Below are 22,888 nucleotides of genomic sequence, written 5' to 3' on the forward strand. Positions count from 1 at the left end.
CCTCGCAGGGGCGGTCGGGCATGCCCTACGGCTGCTCCTCCTCGGACGCGAGCTGCGCCGAAGCCAACGCCGTTGCCGGATCCTGCGCAGGGCCTCCTGCCGGCACCCAACTGCCCTGTTCCTCGCGGTATGGCCACCAGCGTCCGTCCCGTCCCAGGCGCAATTGGTTCGGCGTACCCATGACCGTCCATCGGTTGCCCTTCGCCCGCAGTGCCGGCCGTTCGTCTTCGTCCCAGGCCGAGTCCAGAGCGGCACGCGCGCGTGCGAGCGCCTCGCCCTCGACGGTCCACTCCTCGTCGAGTACGGACAGCGCGGCGACGCCCCCGAGACGCCAGGCGCGTACCGCCACCGCCAGCCCCTCGTGGCCGCGCCCCGAGCCGTCGGCCAACCGCTCCGCCACCCCGGCGGACGGGGAGCCGGAGGCCAGGCGGACCGCGTCCTGGCCGAGCGTCAACTCTGCTTCGGCGGCCCGCTGTTCCAGACCGTCTCGCAGGGCTTCCGCCACCATGCGGTGTGCTTCCGCGGCGGTCCGGGCGGCCAGGAACTCCAGCGCGGCCGGGTCGACGCCGGGCGCGGGAGGCGTCTCAGTGTCCAGGGAAGGCGGCACTCCCGGCTCGGCGGGCAACTCGGGCAGGGCGGGCAACGGCGGCAGGATGTCGCCTGTCGCATAGGCCTCGGCGGCGTCCACGTCCTCCGGATCGGACGGCGCGGACGGGTCCGACGGCTCGGAGGCGGGTGCGGCGCTGCGAGCCTGAAGGTCGTCCAGCAGGGCTCGTTCGCCGCGTCCGCGCATCAGGAGCAGCACGAAGGGGTCCTGGTCCAGGAGCCGTGCCACCTGGTAGCACAGGGCCGCTGTGTGGCCGCAGTGGTCCCAGGCTCCGCAGCCGCACTCCGGCTCCAGATCGCCCATGCCCGGCAGGAGTTCGATGCCTGTGGCGGCGGCGTCCTCCACCAGGTGCGGCGGCATGTCGCGATCGAGCAGTGCGGCGACATGGCCCGCCCGCTCGACGGTCATGTCCAGGAAGCGGTCCCACTGTTCGCCGGTCAGTTCCTCCAGCAGTACGTCTGCCCGGTGCGCCGTACCGTCGTGGCCCTGCACGACAGCCGTGATGCGTCCCGGGCGCACCGACACCGCGCCGACCGCTCCCGCGTGGGCGAGTCTGCGGCCGGCCTTGAGCTGCCCCGAGTCCAGCGCCGTCTCCTCCAGCGCCTTCAGCCAGGCCTGGCCCCACCATGTCTGTGCGAACCCCCGCCCGCGCGCGGGCGGCAGCGCGGCGAACGTGCGCTCCATGTTGCCGTCGTGTCGAGTCATCGGGCGCCCCCTCGCAGTTCCACCAGATCGGCCAGCTCCGCGTCCGACAGCTCCGTCAGCGCCGCCTCGCCGGCGCCGAGCACCGCATCCGCCAGCTCCCGCTTGCGGCTCAGCATGTCGGCGATACGGTCCTCGATGGTTCCCTCGGCGATCAGCCGGTGCACCTGCACGGGCCGGGTCTGGCCGATGCGGTACGCGCGGTCCGTGGCCTGCGCCTCGACGGCGGGGTTCCACCAGCGGTCGTAGTGCACGACATGCTCGGCGCGGGTGAGGTTCAGGCCGGTGCCCGCGGCCTTCAACGACAGCAGGAACACCGGCACTTCACCGTCCTGGAAGCGCCGCACCAGGGCCTCGCGCTCGGCCACGGGGGTTCCGCCGTGCAGGAACTGCGAGGGCGTGCCACGGGCCGCCAGATGCTCCTCGATGAGGCGTCCCATGCGCACGTACTGCGTGAAGACCAGGACGCTCGACCCCTCGGAGAGGATGGTGTCGAGCAGCTCGTCCAGCAGTTCCAACTTGCCCGACCGTCCGGCGATCCTCGGCCGCTCCTCCTTGAGGAACTGCGCCGGGTGGTTGCAGATCTGCTTCAGACCCGTCAGGAGCTTCACGATCAGGCCGCGCCGCGCCATGCTGTCGGCTCCGGAGATCTCCGCGAGCGTCTCGCGGACCACGGCCTCGTACAGACCCGCCTGTTCGGCGGTGAGGGATACGGCACGATCGGTCTCCGTCTTCGGCGGCAGCTCCGGCGCGATCCCCGGATCCGACTTGCGCCGGCGCAGCAGGAACGGGCGCACGAGCCGGGTCAGGCGTTCCGCGGCGGCCGGATCCTGGCCGCTCTCGACGGCCTGCGCGTAGCGCGCGCGGAAGGTGCCGAGGCGGCCCAGCAGGCCGGGCGTCGTCCAGTCGAGGATCGCCCACAGCTCCGACAGGTTGTTCTCCACCGGAGTGCCGGTGAGCGCCACGCGCGCGTGTGCGCCGATGGAGCGCAGCTCCCTCGCTGTCGCCGAGTACGGGTTCTTCACGTGCTGGGCCTCGTCCGCCACGACCATGCCCCACGGCACCTCGGCCAGTCGGCGCGCGTCCAGGCGCATCGTGCCGTACGTGGTGAGCACGAACTCTCCGTCCGCCAGGGAGTCCAGATCACGCCGAGACGCGTGGAAGCGGCGCACGCGCGTGCCGGGCGCGAATTTCTCGATCTCGCGCTGCCAGTTGCCCATCAGCGACGTCGGACACACCACCAGCGTCGGACCGGCGGACGAGACGTCGGTCTGCCGGTGCAGATGCAGCGCGATGAGCGTGATCGTCTTGCCGAGGCCCATGTCGTCGGCGAGACAGCAGCCCAGGCCCAGGGACGTCATCCGGGCCAGCCAGCTCAGGCCACGCCGCTGGTAGTCCCGCAGCGTTGCCGCGAGCGCGGCGGGTTGCCCCACCGGCTCCTGTCCCTCGGGGTCCGCGAGCCGCTCGCGAAGTGCCGCCAGCCACCCTGTGGGCCGCACCTCGACCTGGCGGCCGTCCACCTCGGTGGAGCCCGTGAGAGCGGCGCCGAGCGCGTCGATGGGCGTCACCTTGCGGTCCTGCTCCGCGCGGGCGCGACGCACCTCCTGAGGATCGACGAGGACCCACTGGTCGCGCAGCCGCACCACCGGGCGGTTCGCCTCTGCCAGCCGGTCCAGCTCCTCGCGCGTGAGCCGCTGGTCGCCCAGCGCGAACCACCAGTTGAAGGCGAGCAGCGCGTCGGCGGACAGGAACGACGGCGTGTCCGAGGAGAGCCTGCCGGGCGCGGACTCGTCGTCCGGTGGACCGATCACCGCGCGGGCGGTCAGTTTGCGCGCCAGCTCCTTGGGCCAGTGCACGTCGACGCCGGCCCCGGCCAGGGCACGCGTGCCCTCTCCCAGGAGGTCGGTCACCTCCTCGTCGGCGAGTTCCACGGTGTCCGGTACTGCGGCCGAGAGCAACGGCATGAGCGGACTCCAGGCCCGCGCGGCCCGGCGCAGCGCCAGCAGGGCGTCCATCCGCGCGCGCGGACCGAAGGCGCCGGCTCCCGCCCACACGTCGCCCGCATCCGCGACCAGCGTCGGATCACTCACGCTGTGCACCTGCAGCACCGCCCGGAACGACAGCGCCGCGTCATCCTGCGTCGTCTCGGCGAGGCCGGGGACCTCCAAGCGCAGGGAGAGCCGTACGCCCGCGTCGTGGCCGGAGGCGACATCGGCGGCCCACGCACGCTGCTCGGGCAGGTGCTGCGGTTCTTGAGCCGCGTATGCGGGCGCGCCTGTGACGAGCGCGGCCGCGGGGGAGCGGGGAAGCGCGTCGGCGACCGCGTCCAGGAAGGCCCGCAGCAGCCGCTCCGGGGCCCGCAGCCTCAGTGGCTCGACGCCTGCCAGGGGCGCCGCGTGCGCTTCGGGCGGCATCGCGGCGGCAAGAGCGCGGATGCGTTCGACGTCCTCCGGGCGCAGGGGACCGGCGCGCCAGGCGTCATGGTCCTGTGCCGAGAGGCCGGGCAGGAGTAGGCCGCGCGCCACGAGTTGCAGGGCCAGCACGGCTGCCGTGCCCCAGAACGCGACCGCCCGGGAAGCCTGCGCGGAGACACGCGCACGCGTGAGCACGGGCAGGGCGGTGCGCACCGGCAGCACAACGGTCGGCAGGTGCACCAGCTCGACACCGTCCTCGCCCGGCAGAGCGACGGCCAGCTCCTCGACGGATCCGGACGCCACGAGCGGAACGGCGCCGCCGTCGGCTCGCCAAAAGGCGACCCGGCCGGTACGGGCCGGATCGCCGGGTACGAAGACGGCTCGGCAGGAGGCCAGTTCGGAGATCTCGGACGGTGTTGCCTCGGGAAGCCTCGGCACGCTCTGCAGCACTCCTCAAATTTGACTACTCGGATCGAGTGGCCGAGGCTACAGGAACTCGGCGGTCTATCCGGCATGCCTGCATCGTGACCTGGGTCACGCTTCGGTCGGTGTGGGTATGTCCCTTGTGCGGAGCCCGGCGCGCCGACCGCACATCGGCTGTCACCGGACCTCTCCGTGACCAGTAGGGGCCGCACCTCAGGGTCGTCTCAGGGTCGCGGTTCGGAACCACTGGAAGCGCGGACCCGTTTTCAGGTCAGAGAGCGGCAGTGGCCGCGAAGGAGGCGACGCACATGTCGAAGAACGCGAAGATCGCCGCGGGAGGTGTGGCGGCCGGCCTCATCCTGTTGATCTGGCTGCCCTGGTGGGCGGCGCTCCTGATAATCCTGGGAGTCCCGGCCGCCGCGTACCTCGCGCTCGACCCGTCACAGCGGCGCAGGCTGCGCCGCGCCACGCGCAAGGAACTCGGCCGCTGACGTCACCCGGCCCCCGGTCCGGCCGGGGCTGACAGCGAGCAGGAGTTGAGCACATCGCCGCTCGCGGGCCTGCCGACGGTACGGTCCGCGGGCGGTGGAGTGCCGCGCTCCACCCATGAGACCAGCGCGTCGAACGCCGATCGGTAGCAGGGCAGGATCGGCCGGAGCCGGTCGGGATACGTGTCGTACAGGCCGTCGACGTGAGTGCCGCCAGCGATCGTGAAATAGCGGTGCAGTGGTCCCCGTCCGCTCGCGTCGACCATGCGCGCGTACACCTCCGAGTCGGTGGCCTTCGGCAGCAGCGCGTCCAGATCGCCGTGCAGCGTGATCAGCGGTCTGCCGAGGCGCCCGGTCAACGCCACGCGGGCCACGGCGCGGCGGACGGATGCCGGACGCGACGCGTAGTCGTACGTGGCATCGGACGCGCACGGCGCCAGAGTCCGTTCCGGGGTGCTCCCGGCGGACGGGCCGGGGCAGCCGGGGTCGTAGGCGGGGTCGAACTCGGCGCGGTAGATCTTCTGCGTGACTCCCCAGTAGGCCTGCTCGTGGTAGGGCCACAGGAACTCGGAGCCGCGCGCGAAACCGACCGCGTACAGGTCCTCGTCCCGCGCGGAGCCGAGCATGCGTGCCACTGCCGTGGGCAAGGAGGTGAGCAGGTTGGGGCCGTCCGCGGTCCACAGGGCGCCCTCCCAGTCCACGCCGCCGTCGTACAGCTCGGGATGGTTCTCCAACTGCCAGCGGGTGAGGTAGCCGCCATTGGAGATGCCGGTCATGTAGGTACGGCGGGGAGCGTGTCCGTAGCGCTGGGCCACCGCCTTGCGGGCAGCCCGGGTGAGCTGGGTGGTCCGCGCGTTCCACTCGGCGACCGCGTCGCCGGGCCGCTTCCCGTCGCGGTAGAAGTCGGCGCCGTTGTTGCCCTTGTCGGTCGCCGCGTAGGCGTAACCCAGCGCGAGCACCTGGTCGGAGATCGCCGTGTCCGTCGCGTACTGCCTGCGGGTGCCCGGGGCTCCGGTGACGACCAGTCCGCCGTTCCAGCGGCCAGGCAGTCGGATCACGAACTGCGCGTCGTGATGCAGGTCGTGTGTGGCGTTGAAGCGAGAGGAGTCCGGAAAGTATCCGTCGATCTGAATCCCGGGAACCCCGGCCGGTGTCCGGGTGCCCCGTGCCGTCAGCCCGGCCTGGTCGGCCATGTCGGTGTAAGGCGTGCCGGCGAGTCCCGACGTGGTCAGATCGGCGAGGCAGGCACTCTGCTGGAAGGCCGCGCCCGGTACCCGCAGGCGCTCCTGACGGAAGCAGTGGTGCTCGTGAACTGCCGTGGCCGTTGCCGGAGTCGGCCACATGAGGGCGGCGGTCAGCAGCGCGGCGGCAACGAACGGAACACCTTGGGACAGGCGCATGACGGCCTCCTGGAAGGCGGGAGACGAGGGCGGCAGTGGGAGCGGAGCCGCGAAGGCTGCCTCATGGTGCGCGTCTGGTTCCGCGCCTTCCATGGGCTCGGACCACATGGAACGCCGCCGCCGGATGGGGCCCCGAGACACGCCGCTGTACCGGTCCCCCGCGACAGATGGGGGCTCGGTGCTCTTCCGTGAGGCTGACGGCTTCGAACACGAGGTGCGTCCAGGGAACGCCCTCCCGGCGTTCCCTGGACGCACCTGATACCGCAACTGCGCCGGACGCCGCGCCGGACCCCGCAGCCGCGCCGGAGGCCGACGGACGTCCAAGGGAGCGGGGCCCGCTGCGGTGTCGCCCGGCGTGTGGCTCAGCTGGGGCGTACGGCCATCTTGTCGAGCGCCTCCAGCAGCCCGGGCAGCTCCGGCCCGCGGCCGACCGGCAGGACCTCGCCGGGTTCGTCGTCGAGCAGCACGAACGCGATGTCGTCCGTTCTGGCGACGAGTGACCAGCCGGGGCCGTCCGCGCGCAGGGTCCGTGCGTCACCCGGCGCGAACGACGACCGGACGCGCCCGAGGGGCGGCGGGGAGTCCACGTACGCGCGTGCCTCGGCGAGGACCCGCCGGATGCCGCTGTGGCCGCCCTGGCTCTCACCCGGCGCGACCCTCTCGGCCTCGCCCTGTTCTCCGTCCCCGTGCGCCGGCTCGGCGTCGTCCGATGCCCCGCCCGGCGTCGGGAACTCGGCGTCGTCGATCTGCTCCCGCCACATCGCCCACTGCAACGCGATCTCGTCGGCGCCCAGGCGCCGCTGGGCCGGCCCCCACACGCTCGTGTCCGGCGGCGTGAGCGGCGGACCGTCGGCGAACTCGGGGCCGGGATCGTGCGGCGCCGGCACATTGGGAGCGGCGACGGCGACCGCGAGGGGCCACCCGGGCAGCGCGGCCACAACCGTACGTTCGTCCGGTGACAGGTCGTACTCCATGCCGCAGTCCCAGGAGGCGATGGCGACGGCGACCAAGGAGACGTCGTCGATGACGACCGTCCACCGGGCGCCGTCGCCGTCCTGGCCCAGTACCAGGCCGTACCCGTCGGCGAGCGGCGCGAGGCCGAGCGCCGCGCAGGCCTCCGGATAGTCGTCGCCCAGCACGCTCGGGAACTTCGCCGGCGTCAGCAGCACCGCCGTGAGCACATAGAGCGCATCGTCCGCGGCGGCGACGGCCCCCTCATCCGTCCCGGCCATCCCAGCCTCCCCATCGGTTCGTCCATCGGCGCGCACCCTAGTGCGACCGGAAGCCGCTTGTCACGACTCCCAAGCACACCCGGAGCTGCAGTTTTCCGACCGGACGGGGCGAATCGACCGCGATTGCCCGCACCGTCAGGCCGCCGGCAGCCCGAGGAGGGACCTGGCGACGGTCTGCGGCGACTCGTCGCGCTCCCGGGCGAGCGCGATGACGGCCCGGCACGCCAGCTCGCTCACGCCGAACGACAGCGCCTCCGGAGACACCCAGCCGGCGGCCTCGTCGATCTGCTCCTGATCGTCCTCCGCACAGGCCGACACGTATACGGCGGCGGCCTCGAAGAGGTTGTGCGTCTGCCTGTCCCTGCCGGTGTCCGCCTCCGTGCGCATGGATCGGAAAAATCCCGCACACGACTTGCGCACCCTGCCCCACATGATGACCGCCTTCCCCCTGTGTGGCTCACCTGGTTGATCGTCCATCTTCCCCCACTCAACGTAGAGTTGGAGCCTCAGCGGCAGAAGGGGGACGGCACGGGGAAGCCCTGCGAGCGGCTCGCGCAGATCCGGCACCCGGCTGCTTCCGGGCGTCCGGCGCTGCCCCACGTGACGCGCCGGCGTCCCACGCGGCACATCGGCCGGTCAGTCGCCGAGTGAGGCGATCGTCTCGCGCAGCCAGGCGAGTTCGGCTCGGGACGTGGCCCGCGCGATGGTCAGGATGCCGCGCCGGAAGGGATCGTCCAGTTCCTCGGCGCGCAGCGGCCGGTCGCCGTCGTAGAAGAAGCTGGCGGGCTCCTCGAGGAAGGCGAGCCGACGTCGTAGTACGGCGGACTGGGCGGCCGCATCGTCCAGGTGCCGCAGGAAGGCGAGCACCGTGAACCACCGGTTCTCGTCGCTGATGTCACGCGGGTCGGGCTCGGCGAGCCGGTGGCGCAGGTCCCGCCGGCCCGCTTCGGTCAGCGTCAGTACATGGCGCGGAGCGGCCACTGCTCCGGGCTCCGTGGCACGGGCCAGCAGGCCCGCCTTTTCCAGCCGCTTGATCGCGGGGTACAGCGTGCTCTCGGCGACCGGTTTCACATGCCCCGTCAGCGCCGCGATGCGTTTGCGCAGCTCATAGCCGTGGAGCGGGGCGTCGTAGAGGAATCCGAGGATGGCGAGCTCCAGCATGCCCACATTCTCGCTCAGATCCGCGGTATATCGGAGCTGGTGTACATCCGTCTCTTGATACATCGGTGTCGATGTATATCGTGGAGGGAGTGGTGACCAAGGCTCCAAGGGAAGACGCGATGAGGCAGGCCGAGTTCGACGGCAAGGGCAGCTGCATCCGCTGGACGGAGACCCCGGGGGAGGGGCCCGCGCGCGTGTATGTGCACGGACTGGGCGCGGTGTCCTCCGTGTACCACGCCCATGTCGCGGCTCGGCCCGAACTCTCGGGGCGACGGAGCCTGTTCGTCGACCTGCCGGGGCACGGGACCAGCGATCGTCCCGAGGACTTCGGGTACCGGCTGGAGGAGCACGCCGACGCCCTCGCGGAGGTCCTGGACGCGGCGGAGCTGAGCGGTGCGGAGCTGGTCGCGCACAGCATGGGCGGTTCCGTCGCCCTCGTACTCGCCCACCGTCGGCCCGACCTCGTCTCCCGCCTGGTCCTCACCGAGGCCAACCTCGACGCCTCGCCTCCGCTTGCCGCGGGGAGCGCATGGATCACGGCCTACGAGGAGGAGGAGTTCGTCGGCGGGGCGCACGCGCGCGTGCTGGACGCGGTCGGGCCGCTGTGGGCGGCGACCATGCGCTTGGCCGACCCGCGCGCCCTGCACCGCAGCGCCGTGGGGCTGAGGCGAGGCTCCGAGCCGATCATGCGGGACATCCTCGAAGGGCTGACCATCGACCGCGTGTACCTTCAGGGCGAGCTCAGCGGTGAACTCCCGGGCAGGGGAACCCTGGAGGCCGCGGGCGTGCGCGTGGTGACCGTTCCCGGCTCCGGCCACAACGTCATGTTCGACAACCCCGACGCCTTCGTGGCGGCCGTCGCCGGGCTGAGCTGAGACGTCAGGACTCCCGTACGGCCAGTGCCAGGAAGCGGTCGTCCTCGTCGACGTACGACGTCATGCGCCATCCGGAACCGGCCAGCAGCGGCCGGAGGTTGGGCTCGGCGCGCAGGTCGCCCGGCGTGATCCGGCGGCCCTGGCGTGCCGCGAGTGCCGCCCTGCCGATCGGATGGAACAGTGCGAGCATGCCGCCACGGCGCACCACACGGGCCAACTCCCGCAGGTTCGTCGCAGGATGGGGCAGGTGCGCGATGAGGCCGGCCGCGAACACGGCGTCGAGCGACTCCGACCGCAAAGGCAGTGCGGCCACGTCGGCGAGCAGCAACCGCCCGTCGGCGTCGCGTCCGGCCCGTACGGCGGCCTCCAGCATGGCCGGGGTCAGATCGGCCCCCAGGACCACCCCCGAAGGCCCCACAGCGGCACGCAGGGGCGGCAGGGCCCGCCCGGTGCCGCAGCCCGCGTCGAGCACGCGACCGCCCTCGCGCAGCCCGAGCTCGGCGACCGCCGCCGCATAGGCGGGCCCGTCGTCGGGGAACCGACTGTCCCAGTCGGCGGCGCGGGCGGTGAAGAACTCCTGCACGTGCGTGTGGTCGTCGCTCATGTTTCGCATGATCCCTCACCGGCACGGATGACGTCGCTGTGCACACGTTCGAGCGTGACGCGATCGTTCCGGTGCATGTGTGTGTCATATTCCAACAGCTTTCGAAACGCGCCCCCTTCGTGCGCCCATGCCCCCCTAGCGTCCCGGGGTCATGGGACACCTGGACCACGCCGCCCTGGGCTGGCTTACCCCCCTGCTGTCGTACGTGATGGCCTGCATAGGCGCCGCGCTCGGCCTGCGGTGCACCGTCCGCGCGCTCGCCGCCACCGGCCGGTCGCGCCGCAACTGGCTCGTCACCGCGGCCTCGGCGATCGGCACCGGCATCTGGACCATGCACTTCGTGGCCATGCTGGGCTTCAGCGTCAGTGGCACCGACATCCGCTACGACGTGCCGCTCACCCTCGTGAGCCTGCTCGTCGCCATGACCGTCGTCTGCGCCGGCGTCTTCGCCGTCGGCTACGGCCGTGACCGGACCCGCGCGCTCTTCCTCGGCGGTCTCACCACCGGGCTCGGCGTCGCGAGCATGCACTACCTGGGTATGGCCGCCGTACGACTCCACGGCGACGTCACCTACGACCCCGTCGTCGTCGGCCTCTCCGTCCTGATCGCCGTCGTCGCGGCCACGGCGGCCCTGTGGGCGGCGCTCAACATCAAGTCGCCCGTCGCCGTCACCATCGCCTCCCTGATCATGGGCGCGGCGGTCAGCAGCATGCACTACACCGGGATGTTCGCCGTCGGCGTAAACGTCACGCCCTCGGGTGACGTCCTGCCCGGGGCCACGGCGATGCAGTTCATCTTCCCCCTCGCCGTCGGCCTCGGTTCCTACCTCTTCCTGACCTCGGCGTTCGTCGCGCTCTCGCCCACAACGAGGGAGCGCGAGGCATCCGCGTCGGCCCAGCGGTCGGTCGAGAGCGTCGTCGGCTAGCGGCGGGTCCGGACCGGTGACGGCCCGGAAAGGCCCGCCCCCGAACCCCTTCCGAGCGAGGAGGCCATGCGTACACCCCGTAGGACCACCGCAGTCGGCGCCGAGACGCCGTCCCCGCCCCCCGTGCGCGGTCGCCGCGCCCATGCCGGACCGCCGGCCGACGAAGGCCCGGAAGAACTCACGGGCGCAGCGCCGGACGCCCCACCCGCGCGCGTGGAGCGCTGGCGGATACGGCCGCGCACCGTCCGCGCCAAGATTGTCTGTCTGCTGATGGTGCCGGTCGTATCACTGCTGGCTCTATGGGCCTACGCCACCGTCACCACCGCGCAGGACGTCGCGAGACTGCGCCAGTTGCAGCGCGTCGACTCCGAGATCAGGGCTCCCGTCGCAGCCGCCGTCGCCGCCCTCCAGGCCGAGCGCGAGGCCGCGGTGCGCTACGCCACCGAGCCTTCCGCCGGGCAGAGCGCCGACTTCAAGGGGCTGGCGGAAGGCACCGACAAGGCGGTGGCGCAGCTGCGGCTCGGCGACCGCAGCACCGTCGCCGACAGCGAGGAGCTTCCCGCCGGGGTGGCCCGGCGCCTCGAGGCCTTCGTCACCGGTGTCGAGCAGCTGAGCACCGTACGCGGTGCAGTTCTCGACCGCCGCTCCGGCTGGGACGAGACGTATGGGCGGTACACGAAGACCATCGCGAGCGCGTTCTCGGTGGGCGGCGCGCTCACCGGCATCCAGGACGCCGAACTGGGCTCCGACGCGCGCGTGCTGCTCGAATTCGCCCGCGCGGGCGAGGCGCTGGCCCAGGAGGACGTGGTGCTGGACAGCGCACGCCTCGCCGGGCGTCTCGACGGAGAGCGGTTGCGGCTGTTCACCGGCGCCGTCGACACCCGCCGTACGCTCACCGAATCCGCCGTGGCGGACCTGCGCGGCCCGGAACACGCGGCCTGGCAGAGCCTCGCCGACGGCAGCGCTTACGCGACCGTGGCCGCCGTCGAGGACAAGGTCCTCGCCACCGCACCGGGCGTACGGGCGATCGACGCCGCGGCGGAAGCCACCTGGAGCAAGGCACACGCACGCGTGCAGGGCGGAATGCGGACGATCGAGCAGGACGCCGGGCGCGGAGTCGCGGACAGCGCCGACCCCTTCACCCGTGGTCTGCTCACCCCGGCCGGTGCCGCCGTCCTCCTCGGCCTCGCCGCCGTCGCCGCCTCTCTCGTGATCTCCGTGCGCATCGGCCGCGGACTCGTCGTCGAGCTGGTCAGCCTGCGCAACGGCGCCCTGGAGATCGCCCGGCGCAAACTCCCCGAGGCCATGCGCAAGCTGCGCGCCGGCGAGGAGATCGACGTCCGGGCGGAGGCGCCACCCGGACCGCCCGCCGAGGACGAGACGGGCCAGGTCGCCGAGGCCCTGGGCACCGTCCACCGCGCCGCGCTCCGGGCCGCCGTGGAGCGCGCCGAGCTCGCCAGCGGCATCTCCGGTGTCTTCGTCAACCTCGCCCGCCGCAGCCAGATCCTCGTGCACCGCCAACTGAGCCTCCTGGACAGCATGGAACGGCGCTCCGACGACCCCGACGAACTGAGCGACCTCTTCCGGCTCGACCACCTCACCACCCGTATGCGACGCCACGCCGAGAGCCTGATCATCCTCTCGGGAGCGGCCCCCGGGCGGGCCTGGCGGATGCCGGTCTCCCTGACCGACGTGGTCCGCGCGGCCGTCTCCGAAGTCGAGGACTACGCGCGCGTGGAGGTACGACAGCTCCCCGAGGCGTCGGTCATCGGCGCGGCCGTCGCCGACCTCACCCACCTCCTGGCGGAGATCGTGGAGAACGCCGCCCAGTTCTCGCCGCCCCACACGCGCGTGCGCATCACCGGAGAACCCGTCGGCAACGGTTACGCCGTCGAGGTCGAGGACCGCGGCCTGGGCATGGGCATGGAGACCCTCGCCGAGGCCAACCGGCGCATCGAACAGTCCGAGGCGCTCGACCTGTTCGACAGCGACCGGCTCGGCCTCTTCGTCGTCAGCAGGCTCGCCTCACGGCACGGCATCAAGGTGCACCTGCGGACCTCGCCGTACGGCGGCACCACCGCGGTCGTCCTGCTGCCGACCGCCCTGCTGCACGAGGCCATGGCGGAACGTTCCCCCGGGAGGAAGGCGGGCAGTGAGCGGCCCGCCGAGCGTGCGTACGCACGCGTGCCCGCCGCCGACCGGCCCCAGGAGTCCGTCCACGCGGTCGCCGACCGGCCCGCACTGGTCGCTCCCGTGCCGGCCGCGGCGGAGGCCCTCACGACCGACACCCCACCCCCCGGAGTCACCACCTTGCGACTGCACCGCCCCCCGGACGACTCCGAAGCCTCCGACGACCTCCCACGCCGCGTACGGCAGGCGAGCCTCGCCCCCCAACTGCGCGAGGGGCGCCCCGAGGAGCCGGCGCAGCCGCCCACAGCCCGCGACGACGACCAGCGCACCCCCGAACTCGTGCGGGACCGCATGGCGGCCTACCGGGACGGCTGGGCGCGCGGCGGCGGCAGGCAGCCCGGCCGCCGTGCCACCCCTGATTCCACAGCGCGCAGCGACAGCAGCGAAGGAGACCCCGCATGATCCAGGATCCGAGCATGAGGGCCGACGTGGGGGTCCCCCCGCTCGAGCGAAGCCGAGAGTGGGGGAGGACCGGCGAACTCGACTGGCTGCTGGACGACTTGGTGCTGCGGGTGAGCGAGGTACGGCACGCCGTGGTGCTGTCCAACGACGGGCTGGCCGTGGGCGCGTCGACCGGCCTGCGCCGCGAGGACGCCGAGCACCTCGCCGCGGTCGCCTCCGGCTTCCACAGTCTCGCCAAGGGCGCGGGCCGGCACTTCGGCGCCGGCGGGGTGCGCCAGACCATGGTGGAGATGGACGACGCCTTCCTGTTCGTGGCGGCCGCGGGCGACGGCTCCTGTCTCGCCGTCCTCACCGCCGTGACCGCCGACATCGGACTGGTGGCGTACGAGATGGCACGGCTGGTGAAACGCGTCGGCGAGCACCTCTACACGCCGACGCGCACGGCAGTGCGGCCGCCCGCCGCGGGATGAGCCGGAAGGACGGTCCGCGCGCATGACCGAGGACACGACGGGCGCCCCGCGCGAGCAGGGCAGCCAGTGGTACGACAGCGAGGCCGGGCCCCTCGTCCGCCCGTACGCCATGACGGGCGGGCGCACCGACCCCGGCCCCACCGGGGTGCGTTTCGACCTGATCGCCCTCGTCACCCTGGACGCCTCCGCGCCCGGAGCCGACGACGACACCGGGCTCGGGCCGGAACACCGGGCCCTCATCGAGCTGTGCCGTACGGAGACGCAGTCGGTCGCGGAACTCGCCGCGGGCGCCGATCTGCCCGTGGGAGTCGTCAGAGTGCTCCTCGGCGACCTCCTGGAACTGGGCTGCGTCACGGTCAGCCGTCCGGTACCACCCGCCCAGCTTCCGGACGAACGGATTCTGCGCGAGGTGATCGAAGGGTTGCGGGCGCTGTAGATGAGATTCCAGAACCAGTCAAAACTGTTCCAATCCCACGAAGAACGGCCGCGGTTGTCATGATGCTGACTTCGCACCGTGACGTCGACCGATGCCGGCACTCCCGAGAGAAGTGATCGATGGTCTCCGAGCACTCCGACGCCTCCGACGGCGAGACGGCCGCGCTGGCGCTGAAGATCCTGGTCGCCGGCGGATTCGGCGTGGGCAAGACCACCATGGTGGGCGCGGTCAGTGAGATCCGGCCGCTGCGCACCGAGGAACTGCTCAGTGAAGCAGGGCAGTTGGTGGACGACACCGACGGCGTGGATCAGAAGGTCACCACGACCGTCGCCATGGACTTCGGACGCATCACCATCCGGTCCGGACTGTCCCTCTACCTCTTCGGCACCCCGGGTCAGGACCGCTTCTGGTTCCTGTGGGACGAACTGTCACAAGGCGCCCTGGGCGCCGTGGTCCTCGCGGACACCCGGCGCCTGGAGGACTGTTTCCCCGCGGTGGACTACTTCGAGCACCGGCACATCCCGTTCGTCGTGGCCGTCAACTGCTTCGCGGGCGCCCGGACCTACGGCGCCCACGACGTCTCACGCGCCCTCGACCTGGACAGCGGCACACCCGTGGTGCTCTGCGACGCCCGGGACCGCGACTCGGGAAAGGAGGTGCTGATCCGCCTCGTCGAGTACGCCGGGCGGATGCACACCGCCCGGCTGCTCGACTCCGTGAGCTGACTGTTTCCGACCCACGGTTGTCAGTCAGCGACGCCCTTCTCCGCCAGCACCTTCTCGATCCTGACGCGGACGAGGAGTTCACCCGGCACGCCGTTGCGGGCCCCGAACTCCTCCGCGCGTTCCTCGCCCATGTACCGAGCCCCGATACGACCGGCCCAGTGCCTCAACTCCGCCGGATCCTCCGAAATCCGGGCGATGCCCCGAAGTACCACGAAGTCGTACGGCGGCCGGTCGACGTCCACGCACAGCGCCACCCGGCCGTCACGGGCCAGATTGCGGCCCTTCACACTCGACTTGCCGGTGTTGAACACCAACTCGTCCCCGTCCAGCACGAACCAGATCGGCGTCACATGCGGACTCCCGTCCGCCCGCACGGTCGACAACTTTCCGGTGCGTGTGCCCCGCGAGACGAACGCCCGCCATTCCTCATCGGTCATCTTCTGCGCCATGCCCCCATCCTCCTTGCCCACGAGCCGGATCGTCGGGAAGGGTGGCGAAGAGACCCTCCGGTGCAGGGGGAGACATCAACACGGGGAGACCGGAACATGGCGCAGAACCAGGGACTTGGCTGGTTGCTGGACGACCTGACAGAGCGCGTCGATCATGTGCGACACGCGCTGGTGCTGTCCAACGACGGTCTGGTGACGGGTGCGAGCACAGGACTGCGGCGCGAGGACGCCGAGCACCTCGCCGCCGTCTCGTCCGGACTGCACAGCCTCGCCAAGGGTTCGGGACGGCACTTCGGCGCGGGCAGAGTGCGCCAGACCATGATCGAGTTCGACGACGCGGTGCTGTTCGTCACGGCGGCGGGCACCGGAAGCTGCCTGTGCGTGCTCAGCGGCGCGGAGGCGGACATCGGCCAGATCGCCTACGAGATGACCCTGCTCGTCAACCGGGTCGGCGAGCACCTCGACGTGGACGCCCGACAGCCCGAACGGGCACCGATCACAGACGTCTGACCTGCTGATTCGCCGCCCCCGTGGAGTTATCCACAGGCTCGCCACGAGATCCGCCCGACCGGCTACGGTTTTTGTCACGGCGAGCGCACTCAGCGTGAGCCACTGACTCCACGGGGGAGACCGATCATGTCAGGCGACACCGTCACGAAACCGCACGACCGCACCTGCACGCCGAGCCGCGCCGCCCGCGAACTCGGCCTGAAGCGAGCAGACTTGGACCTCGCCGTCCACCTCGGACTCATCCGGACCGTGCCGGACGAGGGAGGTGGGGGCCGTCGCGTCCCGCGGTCGGAGATCGACCGGATGCGTTCGGGGGCCGGGTTCCCCGAATCGTTGCAGGACCGCGTGAAGGTGGTGGGTACGACGGAGGGCGCGGGCGTCGTGGACGTGCCCGTCGGCAGGTTCACGCGCCTGGCACGCCTGGGGCTGGTCGTGCCGGTGAGGTGGTACCTCAACCGCTACCGGGCCGTGGTCTGGCTGTATCTGGCCGAGGAACTGAAGCAGTTCGCCACCGACGAGAAGAACGCCCCGCTGCTGAACGCCCGACGTACGCCCGAAGGGCTGCGCGGCATGCTGGACGCGGGCGTGGATCTGCGGGCGCGCAACTGGCGGGGACGTCATCGGGGATTCCTGCTGCGGCTGGCTGACGACCCGTGGGAGAGCGCCGGCGCGCTGGCCGCCTTCCTCGACCCCGCACAGATCGCGGAAATCGTCCCCGACCCCTATGAGCGCTCCCATCTGAACCGCTTCCGGCCAGGGCCGCCGGCATCCGGCGCACCGGGTACGCCCGCCGCGCACATCGCCGAGAGGATCATGACGGCCGACGACCCGGACGAGATCGGCCTGCTGCGGGCCGAACTGACGGCAGTGCTGGAAATGGCGCGCGAGAGGCGGCCGGCCCCGCGTCCGACGGCGACGCGGGTCCCGACTCCAGGGCGTCCGATGCTCCTCGGTTCACCACGGCCCGAGGAGCCGGAACCGCCACGCGGGTTGCTGAGCCGGCTGCGTCGCAGAAGCCCCCGGCCCCGGGCTACAGCGCCCTGAACAGACCTTCCTGGACGACGGACACCAACAGGCGTCCTTCCACGTCGTAGATCCGCCCTCGGGCGAGGCCCCGTCCACCGGTCGCGATCGGTGACTCCTGGTCGTACAGGAACCACTCGTCCGCGCGGAACGGCCGGTGGAACCACATGGCGTGGTCCAGCGACGCGATGTCGAAACTCCGCGGGCCCCACAGGGGTTCGACCGGGATGCGGACGGCGTCCAGGAGGGTCATGTCACTGGCGTAGGTCAGCGCGCAGGTGTGCACGACGGGGTCGTCGCCCAGCGGCCCGACCGCGCGCATCCACACCGCGCTGCGCGGCTCGGCGTCCTTGACCTCCTCGGCGGTCCAGCGCAGCCGGTCCACATAGCGGATGTCGAAGGGCTGACGGCGCGCCATCCGTTCCAACTGCTCGGGCAGCGCGCCCAGATGCTCCCGGATCTCGTCGGTCACCGTCGGCAGCGACTCCGGGTCCGGGACCTTGCGGGCCGGCGGCAGCTGGTGCTCGAAGCCGGCCTGCTCAGGCTGATGAAAGGAGGCGGTGAGATTGAAGATCGTGCGGCCCTGCTGCACGGCGGTGACCCGGCGGGTCGTGAACGACCTGCCGTCCCGCACCCGTTCGACCTGGTACACGATCGGCACGCCAGGCCTGCCCGGGCGCAGGAAGTACGCGTGCAGCGAGTGCACCGGGCGGTCGCCCTCCGTGGTGCGCGCGGCGGCGACCAGTGCCTGGCCGGCCACCTGGCCGCCGAAGACCCGCTGCAGGGACTCCTGCGGGCTGCGGCCGCGGAAGATGTTGACCTCGATCTGCTCCAGGTCGAGCAGGTCGACGAGCCTCTCGGCCGGGTTCGTCGTCATGGGTGGGATTCTCCTGTGCTCACAGCTGGCCTACGTCAGTGACACGGACCACCGCGCGGCCCTCCGCGTCGGAGGCGGCGAGATCGACCTCCGCGCTGATGCCCCAGTCGTGGTCGCCGTTCGGGTCGTCGAAGATCTGGCGGACGCGCCACAGGCGGTTCGCCGGCTCCTCCTCGATCACCAGAAGCTTGGGCCCGCGGGCGTCGGGTCCGGTGCCGAGGTCCTCGTACTCGTCCCAGTACTTGTCCATCGCCTCGCCCCAGGCCTCGGCGTCCCAGCCGGCCTCGGCGTCCATCTCGCCCAGCTCCTCGACCTGGTCGAGGGCAGCGAGCTCGACACGGCGGAACATGGCGTTGCGGACGAGGACGCGGAAGGCGCGGGCGTTGGTGGTGACCGGCTTGACCTCGTCGGCCTTCTCCTGGGCCTCCTCGGCGGTCATCTCCTCCGGGTTGGCGAGCTGCTCCCACTCGTCGAGCAGGCTGGAGTCGACCTGGCGCACCATCTCGCCGAGCCACTCGATCAGATCCTGCAGGTCCTCGGACTTGAGGTCGTCCGGGATGTTGTGGTCGAGGGCCTTGTAGGCGCCGGCGAGGTAGCGCAGCACGATGCCCTCGGTGCGGGCCAGCTCGTAGAAGGACACCAACTCCGTGAAGGACATCGCCCGTTCGTACATGTCCCGGATGACGGACTTCGGCGACAGCGGGTGGTCGCCGACCCAGGGGTGGCTCTTGCGGTACGTGTTGTACGCGTGGAAGAGCAGCTCCTCCAGGGGCTTGGGGTAGGTGATGTCCTGGAGGCGCTCCATGCGCTCCTCGTACTCGACGCCGTCCGCCTTCATCGCCGCGACGGCCTCGCCCTTGGCCTTGTTCTGCTGGGCGACGAGGATCTGCCGCGGGTCGTCCAGCGTGGACTCCACGACGGACACCATGTCCAGGGCGTAGGACGGCGAATCGGGGTCCAGCAGCTCGAACGCGGCCAGGGCGAAGGTGGACAGTGGCTGGTTGAGCGCGAAGTCCTGCTGGAGGTCGACGGTGAGGCGGACGATGCGGCCGGTGGGGTCCGGCCCGTCGAGCTTCTCGACGATGCCGCCGTCCAGCAGCGAGCGGTAGATCGCGATCGCGCGCCGGATGTGCCGCAGCTGCTGCTTGCGCGGCTCGTGGTTGTCCTCCAGCAGGTGCCGCATCGCCTCGAAGGCGTTGCCGGGCCGGGCGATCACCGACAGCAGCATGGTGTGCGTGACCCGGAAGCGGGAGGTCAGCGGCTCCGGTTCGGAGGCGATGAGCTTCTCGAAGGTGTTCTCCGTCCAGCCGACGAAGCCATCGGGCGCCTTCTTGCGGACAACCTTGCGGCGCTTCTTCGGGTCGTCGCCGGCCTTGGCGAGCGCCTTCTCGTTCTCGATGACGTGCTCGGGACCCTGGGCGACGACGAAGCCCGCCGTGTCGAATCCCGCACGCCCGGCGCGGCCGGCGATCTGGTGGAACTCCCGGTTGCGCAGGGTGCGGACGCGGTTGCCGTCGTACTTGGTCAGGGCCGTGAACAGCACGGTGCGGATGGGCACGTTGACACCGACGCCCAGCGTGTCCGTGCCGCAGATGACCTTCAGCAGACCGGCCTGCGCGAGCTTCTCCACCAAGCGGCGGTACTTGGGCAGCATGCCGGCGTGATGCACACCGATGCCGTGCCGCACGTAACGGGAGAGGTTACGGCCGAACTTGGTGGTGAAGCGGAAATTGCCGATCAACTCGGCGATCTGGTGCTTCTCCTCACGCGAGCACATGTTGATGCTCATCAGCGCCTGCGCCCGCTCCACGGCCTGCGCCTGCGTGAAGTGCACGATGTAGACCGGCGCCTGCTTGGTCTGCAGCAACTCGGTCAGCGTTTCGGTCATCGGGGTGAGCTTGTACTCGTAGGACAGCGGCACGGGACGGGTCGCCGAGCGGACCACCGCCGTCGGGCGGCCGGTGCGCCGGGTGAGGTCCTTCTCGAACATCGAGACATCGCCGAGCGTCGCCGACATCAGGATGAACTGCGCCTGCGGCAGCTCCAGGATCGGGATCTGCCAGGCCCAGCCGCGGTCCCCCTCCGCGTAGAAGTGGAACTCGTCCATGACGACCTGGCCGACGTCCGCCTGCTTGCCGTCGCGCAGCGCGATCGACGCGAGCACCTCGGCGGTACAGCAGATGACGGGAGCGTCGGCGTTCACGGACGCGTCGCCGGTCAGCATGCCGACGTTCTCCGTGCCGAAGATCTTGCACAGCTCGAAGAACTTTTCCGAGACCAGAGCCTTGATCGGGGCGGTGTAGAACGTGACCTCGTCCCGGGCCAGCGCGGCGAAGTGGGCGCCCGCGGCGATCATGCTCTTGCCGGACCCGGTGGGCGTCGACACGATCACGTTCGCGCCGGAGACCACCTCGATCAGCGCCTCCTCCTGGTGGGGGTAGAGCGTGAGGCCACGCTCCTCGGCCCACGACTCGAAGGCTTCGTAGAGGGCGTCGGGGTCGGCGGTCGGCGGCAGCTGATCGATGAGGGTCACCCACCCATCTTGCCTGCCCTCCTGCTCCACAGGGGAATCGGCTGCAGGGCCGAAGATCGCGAACGCTACGCTGTGTCGCCGACTACACGTCAGCGAACCCGGTCAACTGGACAGCGGCACACGAGGAATGGGGCAGGCAACGGCGATGATGGGACCAGCACACTCACTGTCGGGAGCCGCGGCCTGGCTCGGCGTCGGAGCGGCCGCGGCCGCTGCGGGCCACGGGATGCCCTGGCCCGTCCTCCTGTCCGGCGCGCTGATCTGCGCCGGTGCGGCCCTCGCCCCGGACCTCGATCACAAGGCGGCCACCATCTCGCGGGCGTTCGGGCCGCTGTCGCGCTGGCTGTGCGAGATCGTCGACAAGTTGTCGTACGCCGTCTACAAGGGGACGAAGAAGCAGGGCGACCCGCGTCGCTCCGGTGGACATCGCACACTCACACACACCTGGCTGTGGGCGGTGCTGATCGGCGGGGGTGCCTCGGTCCTGGCGATCACCGGTGGCCGCTGGGCGGTGCTGGCGATCCTGTTCGCGCACATGGTGCTGGCCATCGAGGGCCTGCTGTGGCGCGCGACCCGTGGCTCCAGCGCCGATGTCCTGGTGTGGCTGCTGGCCGCGACCAGCGCATGGATCATCGCCGGGGTCCTGGACAAACCGGGCAACGGCTCGGACTGGCTGTTCACGGCGCCGGGCCAGGAGTACCTGTGGCTGGGGCTGCCGATCGTGCTGGGCGCGCTGGTGCACGACATCGGGGACGCGCTGACGGTCTCCGGCTGCCCGATCCTGTGGCCGATCCCGGTCGGACGCAAGCGCTGGTACCCGGTGGGCCCGCCCAAGGCGATGCGGTTCCGGGCGGGCAGTTGGGTCGAGCTCAAGGTGCTGATGCCGGCGTTCATGGTGCTCGGCGGGGTGGGCTGTGCGGCGGCGCTCAACGTCATCTGAGCGGCAGGGGGCGGGCACGTCAACAGCTGAGCGGGAGGGGGCCGGCACGCCGCCGCCCCGGTGATCCGCCTGGCCGCCCCGGTGATCCGTCTGCGGGACCGAGCCGCCTGGCAGCGTGGACCTTCCGCCTGTCCTGCGGATCAGGCGCTCTGCCTCCTGGATCAGCCACCCTGTGCCGTTCCGCCGCCGTAGCGCCGTTCGAAGGCGGCGACGCGGCCCTCGGAGTCCAGGGTTCGGGCCTTGCCCGTGTGGAAGGGGTGGCTCTCCGAGGAGATCTCCACGTCGACGACGGGGTAGGTCTGGCCGTCGTCCCAGTCGATGGTCTGCTCGCTGGTCGCGGTGGACCGGGTCAGGAAGGCGTAGCCGGCGGCGCGGTCGCGGAAGACGACCGGGTGGTAGTCGGGATGCTTGTCCTGCTGCATACGAACTCCTCGGGTGGCGGCATTCGTGGCATCGGCAAGAGCCGGCGGAGCGGGGTTGGAGGTGCGAGGGCTGCGGCGCGGGGACTGCTGGGGCTGCCGGACAGGCGCTGCGGGTCAGCCGTACAGGGAGTCCTCGTCGACGATGTGCACGGCGGCCTCCTCGGCGGACGCAGCCGCACCGTCGATGCCGACGTCCGTCGCGACGAGCGCGCTCTCCTCGTCCTCGTGGGCGCCCTCGTCGGGGGCCACGAGGCGGCCGGAGCGCATGGCGCCCACCTCGTTGTCGAGGAGTTCCCCGTCGGTGCCCTCGGCGTCGCCGAGTCCGTCGCCGTCGGGGGCGACGACATCGGGCAGCTCCTCGGCGAGCCGCTGGTCGAGGGTCTCGCCCTGTCGGCGCTCGGCGGCCGTCACATCGGCGCGCTCCACCGCCCACGGCCGCTCCGGAGGGGACCAGCCGCGGTCCAGAGGGTCGTCGACGCCGTCGTTCTCCAGGGTGTCCTCCACGTCGAGCAGCCCCGTGTCCTCACGTTGATCGGATGCGTCGGGCTGGTAGACGTCGTCCCCCCATCCGTCGGCGCTGTTCACGGGTACCTCCAGGTGGTGGGGACGGGCCCGAACTCACCGCGGTCGGCGGCGGGCCGCCACGGTGCGGGGCACAGGCCGCACCCGGCGCGAACCGCGTGGTTCCCGGGTGCTCCCCGAACCGGTGCCGCTATCCAGCCTTCCACCCCTTTTCGTCCCTGCGCAACGGCACGGGGGCAAGGGCGGGGCCTCCGGACCAGCCGGGCCCCGGAACCGCGCCGTTGCGCCGGGCCACCTCGCCCCGGCCGGTCCCACCTCCGCCCGCCGACCGAGGACAGCCGCGCCCGCGCCTCCCGGTCACCGCGAGCCGCGCTCCTCAGCCACGGCAACCCCCACTCCGGGCCATGGTGTGCCGGCATTACCGGCATGAGCCGACCGTGTCTCCGGCCCGGTCGGTCAGGGCGCCGGCCCTCACCGATCATCCCTTCCGGCTCCGCTCTGCCAGGGCGTAGGGCCTGGGCCGACGTGCTTCCGCCCTGGTCAGCCACGGTTCCCACC

Annotated in this window: 22 protein-coding genes; 10 read left to right on the top strand and 12 right to left on the bottom strand. The window is 71.4% G+C overall.

Annotated features, from left to right (window positions below):
• Window positions 1-25 precede the first annotated feature (25 nt).
• Together ACTMVF_RS16570 and ACTMVF_RS16575 are read right to left on the bottom strand one after the other, a co-directional pair.
• Window positions 26-1,312, bottom strand: coding sequence for an SWIM zinc finger family protein (locus ACTMVF_RS16570; protein WP_441271802.1), 1,287 nt, complete (start codon window positions 1,310-1,312; stop codon window positions 26-28).
• Entirely contained in the window at window positions 1,309-4,161 is a 2,853-nt protein-coding gene (locus ACTMVF_RS16575) for a DEAD/DEAH box helicase (protein WP_441271803.1), read from the bottom strand. The genes ACTMVF_RS16570 and ACTMVF_RS16575 overlap by 4 nt, the downstream gene beginning before the upstream one ends.
• 293 nt (window positions 4,162-4,454) lie before the next feature.
• On the opposite strand from ACTMVF_RS16575, the gene ACTMVF_RS16580 reads away from it, so the two are divergent.
• Entirely contained in the window at window positions 4,455-4,637 is a 183-nt protein-coding gene (locus ACTMVF_RS16580; protein ID WP_163089833.1) for a hypothetical protein, read from the top strand.
• A 2-nt stretch (window positions 4,638-4,639) separates the two neighbouring features.
• On the opposite strand, the gene ACTMVF_RS16585 is transcribed toward ACTMVF_RS16580, so the two are convergent.
• The 4 genes from ACTMVF_RS16585 to ACTMVF_RS16600 all read right to left on the bottom strand — a co-directional run bounded on the left by ACTMVF_RS16585 (window position 4,640) and on the right by ACTMVF_RS16600 (window position 8,427).
• Window positions 4,640-6,034, bottom strand: a complete 1,395-nt coding sequence (locus tag ACTMVF_RS16585) for a tannase/feruloyl esterase family alpha/beta hydrolase (protein ID WP_441271804.1) — start codon at window positions 6,032-6,034, stop codon at window positions 4,640-4,642.
• A 362-nt stretch (window positions 6,035-6,396) separates the two neighbouring features.
• Window positions 6,397-7,266, bottom strand: coding sequence for a hypothetical protein (locus ACTMVF_RS16590; RefSeq protein ID WP_441271805.1), 870 nt, complete (start codon window positions 7,264-7,266; stop codon window positions 6,397-6,399).
• Window positions 7,267-7,401: 135 nt separating this feature from the next.
• Window positions 7,402-7,698 carry a hypothetical protein gene (locus ACTMVF_RS16595; RefSeq protein ID WP_441271806.1) on the bottom strand — a complete coding sequence of 99 codons (297 nt, stop codon included), beginning with the start codon at window positions 7,696-7,698 and terminating at the stop codon, window positions 7,402-7,404.
• 204 nt (window positions 7,699-7,902) lie between these two features.
• Window positions 7,903-8,427 carry a PadR family transcriptional regulator gene (locus ACTMVF_RS16600; RefSeq protein ID WP_441271807.1) on the bottom strand — a complete coding sequence of 175 codons (525 nt, stop codon included), beginning with the start codon at window positions 8,425-8,427 and terminating at the stop codon, window positions 7,903-7,905.
• Between the two features lie 119 nt (window positions 8,428-8,546).
• Here ACTMVF_RS16600 and ACTMVF_RS16605 point away from each other — a divergent pair, with 119 nt between their 5' ends.
• A complete protein-coding gene (locus ACTMVF_RS16605; RefSeq protein WP_441271808.1) occupies window positions 8,547-9,302 on the top strand; it encodes an alpha/beta fold hydrolase in 756 nt (251 codons plus the stop codon).
• A 4-nt stretch (window positions 9,303-9,306) separates the two neighbouring features.
• On the opposite strand, the gene ACTMVF_RS16610 is transcribed toward ACTMVF_RS16605, so the two are convergent.
• A complete protein-coding gene (locus ACTMVF_RS16610; protein ID WP_441271809.1) occupies window positions 9,307-9,906 on the bottom strand; it encodes a class I SAM-dependent methyltransferase in 600 nt (199 codons plus the stop codon).
• Window positions 9,907-10,057: 151 nt separating this feature from the next.
• Here ACTMVF_RS16610 and ACTMVF_RS16615 point away from each other — a divergent pair, with 151 nt between their 5' ends.
• From ACTMVF_RS16615 to ACTMVF_RS16635, 5 genes are all read left to right on the top strand, one after another.
• Complete coding sequence (locus ACTMVF_RS16615; RefSeq protein WP_441271810.1) at window positions 10,058-10,831, top strand: MHYT domain-containing protein; 774 nt, start codon at window positions 10,058-10,060, stop codon at window positions 10,829-10,831.
• Between the two features lie 66 nt (window positions 10,832-10,897).
• Window positions 10,898-13,423 (top strand): sensor histidine kinase, encoded by a 2,526-nt coding sequence (locus ACTMVF_RS16620; protein ID WP_441271811.1) that lies wholly within the window; start codon window positions 10,898-10,900, stop codon window positions 13,421-13,423.
• Entirely contained in the window at window positions 13,420-13,893 is a 474-nt protein-coding gene (locus tag ACTMVF_RS16625) for a roadblock/LC7 domain-containing protein (protein ID WP_441271812.1), read from the top strand. Before ACTMVF_RS16620 ends, ACTMVF_RS16625 begins: the two co-directional genes overlap by 4 nt.
• Before the next feature lie 22 nt (window positions 13,894-13,915).
• The gene (locus ACTMVF_RS16630) at window positions 13,916-14,329 is read left to right on the top strand and encodes a DUF742 domain-containing protein (RefSeq protein WP_441271813.1); all 414 of its coding nucleotides are present in this window, start codon (window positions 13,916-13,918) and stop codon (window positions 14,327-14,329) included.
• A 119-nt stretch (window positions 14,330-14,448) separates the two neighbouring features.
• On the top strand, window positions 14,449-15,054 hold the full coding sequence (locus ACTMVF_RS16635; protein WP_441271814.1) for a GTP-binding protein: 606 nt from the start codon (window positions 14,449-14,451) through the stop codon (window positions 15,052-15,054).
• A 20-nt stretch (window positions 15,055-15,074) separates the two neighbouring features.
• Here ACTMVF_RS16635 and ACTMVF_RS16640 read toward each other — a convergent pair whose 3' ends face one another.
• Entirely contained in the window at window positions 15,075-15,503 is a 429-nt protein-coding gene (locus tag ACTMVF_RS16640; protein WP_441271815.1) for a PPOX class F420-dependent oxidoreductase, read from the bottom strand.
• 96 nt (window positions 15,504-15,599) lie between these two features.
• On the opposite strand from ACTMVF_RS16640, the gene ACTMVF_RS16645 reads away from it, so the two are divergent.
• Window positions 15,600-16,013, top strand: a complete 414-nt coding sequence (locus ACTMVF_RS16645) for a roadblock/LC7 domain-containing protein (RefSeq protein ID WP_441271816.1) — start codon at window positions 15,600-15,602, stop codon at window positions 16,011-16,013.
• A gap of 126 nt (window positions 16,014-16,139) precedes the next feature.
• The gene (locus tag ACTMVF_RS16650; RefSeq protein WP_441271817.1) at window positions 16,140-17,057 is read left to right on the top strand and encodes a DUF6397 family protein; all 918 of its coding nucleotides are present in this window, start codon (window positions 16,140-16,142) and stop codon (window positions 17,055-17,057) included.
• On the opposite strand, the gene ACTMVF_RS16655 is transcribed toward ACTMVF_RS16650, so the two are convergent.
• Complete coding sequence (locus ACTMVF_RS16655; protein ID WP_441271818.1) at window positions 17,044-17,913, bottom strand: acyl-CoA thioesterase; 870 nt, start codon at window positions 17,911-17,913, stop codon at window positions 17,044-17,046. The two genes, ACTMVF_RS16650 and ACTMVF_RS16655, sit on opposite strands and share 14 nt — an antisense overlap.
• A gap of 19 nt (window positions 17,914-17,932) precedes the next feature.
• Complete coding sequence (locus ACTMVF_RS16660) at window positions 17,933-20,446, bottom strand: DEAD/DEAH box helicase (RefSeq protein WP_441271819.1); 2,514 nt, start codon at window positions 20,444-20,446, stop codon at window positions 17,933-17,935.
• Between the two features lie 145 nt (window positions 20,447-20,591).
• On the opposite strand from ACTMVF_RS16660, the gene ACTMVF_RS16665 reads away from it, so the two are divergent.
• The gene (locus ACTMVF_RS16665) at window positions 20,592-21,386 is read left to right on the top strand and encodes a metal-dependent hydrolase (protein ID WP_441271820.1); all 795 of its coding nucleotides are present in this window, start codon (window positions 20,592-20,594) and stop codon (window positions 21,384-21,386) included.
• A 161-nt stretch (window positions 21,387-21,547) separates the two neighbouring features.
• On the opposite strand, the gene ACTMVF_RS16670 is transcribed toward ACTMVF_RS16665, so the two are convergent.
• Window positions 21,548-21,808, bottom strand: coding sequence for a type B 50S ribosomal protein L31 (locus tag ACTMVF_RS16670; protein ID WP_441271821.1), 261 nt, complete (start codon window positions 21,806-21,808; stop codon window positions 21,548-21,550).
• 114 nt (window positions 21,809-21,922) lie between these two features.
• Window positions 21,923-22,393, bottom strand: a complete 471-nt coding sequence (locus ACTMVF_RS16675) for a DUF5709 domain-containing protein (RefSeq protein WP_441271822.1) — start codon at window positions 22,391-22,393, stop codon at window positions 21,923-21,925.
• Window positions 22,394-22,888: the final 495 nt, after the last annotated feature.

The sequence above is a fragment of the Streptomyces sp. SD31 genome, from assembly GCF_052068475.1.
Taxonomy (GTDB): Bacteria; Actinomycetota; Actinomycetes; order Streptomycetales; family Streptomycetaceae; genus Streptomyces.

Coding starts and splice junctions, on each gene's coding strand:
- ACTMVF_RS16570 (WP_441271802.1), bottom strand. CDS start 1,312: ATGACTCGACACGACGGCAACATGGAGCGCACGTTCGCCGCGCTGCCG.
- ACTMVF_RS16580 (WP_163089833.1), top strand. CDS start 4,455: ATGTCGAAGAACGCGAAGATCGCCGCGGGAGGTGTGGCGGCCGGCCTC.
- ACTMVF_RS16585 (WP_441271804.1), bottom strand. CDS start 6,034: ATGCGCCTGTCCCAAGGTGTTCCGTTCGTTGCCGCCGCGCTGCTGACC.
- ACTMVF_RS16590 (WP_441271805.1), bottom strand. CDS start 7,266: ATGGCCGGGACGGATGAGGGGGCCGTCGCCGCCGCGGACGATGCGCTC.
- ACTMVF_RS16595 (WP_441271806.1), bottom strand. CDS start 7,698: ATGTGGGGCAGGGTGCGCAAGTCGTGTGCGGGATTTTTCCGATCCATG.
- ACTMVF_RS16600 (WP_441271807.1), bottom strand. CDS start 8,427: ATGCTGGAGCTCGCCATCCTCGGATTCCTCTACGACGCCCCGCTCCAC.
- ACTMVF_RS16605 (WP_441271808.1), top strand. CDS start 8,547: ATGAGGCAGGCCGAGTTCGACGGCAAGGGCAGCTGCATCCGCTGGACG.
- ACTMVF_RS16610 (WP_441271809.1), bottom strand. CDS start 9,906: ATGAGCGACGACCACACGCACGTGCAGGAGTTCTTCACCGCCCGCGCC.
- ACTMVF_RS16615 (WP_441271810.1), top strand. CDS start 10,058: ATGGGACACCTGGACCACGCCGCCCTGGGCTGGCTTACCCCCCTGCTG.
- ACTMVF_RS16620 (WP_441271811.1), top strand. CDS start 10,898: ATGCGTACACCCCGTAGGACCACCGCAGTCGGCGCCGAGACGCCGTCC.
- ACTMVF_RS16625 (WP_441271812.1), top strand. CDS start 13,420: ATGATCCAGGATCCGAGCATGAGGGCCGACGTGGGGGTCCCCCCGCTC.
- ACTMVF_RS16630 (WP_441271813.1), top strand. CDS start 13,916: ATGACCGAGGACACGACGGGCGCCCCGCGCGAGCAGGGCAGCCAGTGG.
- ACTMVF_RS16635 (WP_441271814.1), top strand. CDS start 14,449: ATGGTCTCCGAGCACTCCGACGCCTCCGACGGCGAGACGGCCGCGCTG.
- ACTMVF_RS16640 (WP_441271815.1), bottom strand. CDS start 15,503: ATGGCGCAGAAGATGACCGATGAGGAATGGCGGGCGTTCGTCTCGCGG.
- ACTMVF_RS16645 (WP_441271816.1), top strand. CDS start 15,600: ATGGCGCAGAACCAGGGACTTGGCTGGTTGCTGGACGACCTGACAGAG.
- ACTMVF_RS16650 (WP_441271817.1), top strand. CDS start 16,140: ATGTCAGGCGACACCGTCACGAAACCGCACGACCGCACCTGCACGCCG.
- ACTMVF_RS16655 (WP_441271818.1), bottom strand. CDS start 17,913: ATGACGACGAACCCGGCCGAGAGGCTCGTCGACCTGCTCGACCTGGAG.
- ACTMVF_RS16665 (WP_441271820.1), top strand. CDS start 20,592: ATGATGGGACCAGCACACTCACTGTCGGGAGCCGCGGCCTGGCTCGGC.
- ACTMVF_RS16670 (WP_441271821.1), bottom strand. CDS start 21,808: ATGCAGCAGGACAAGCATCCCGACTACCACCCGGTCGTCTTCCGCGAC.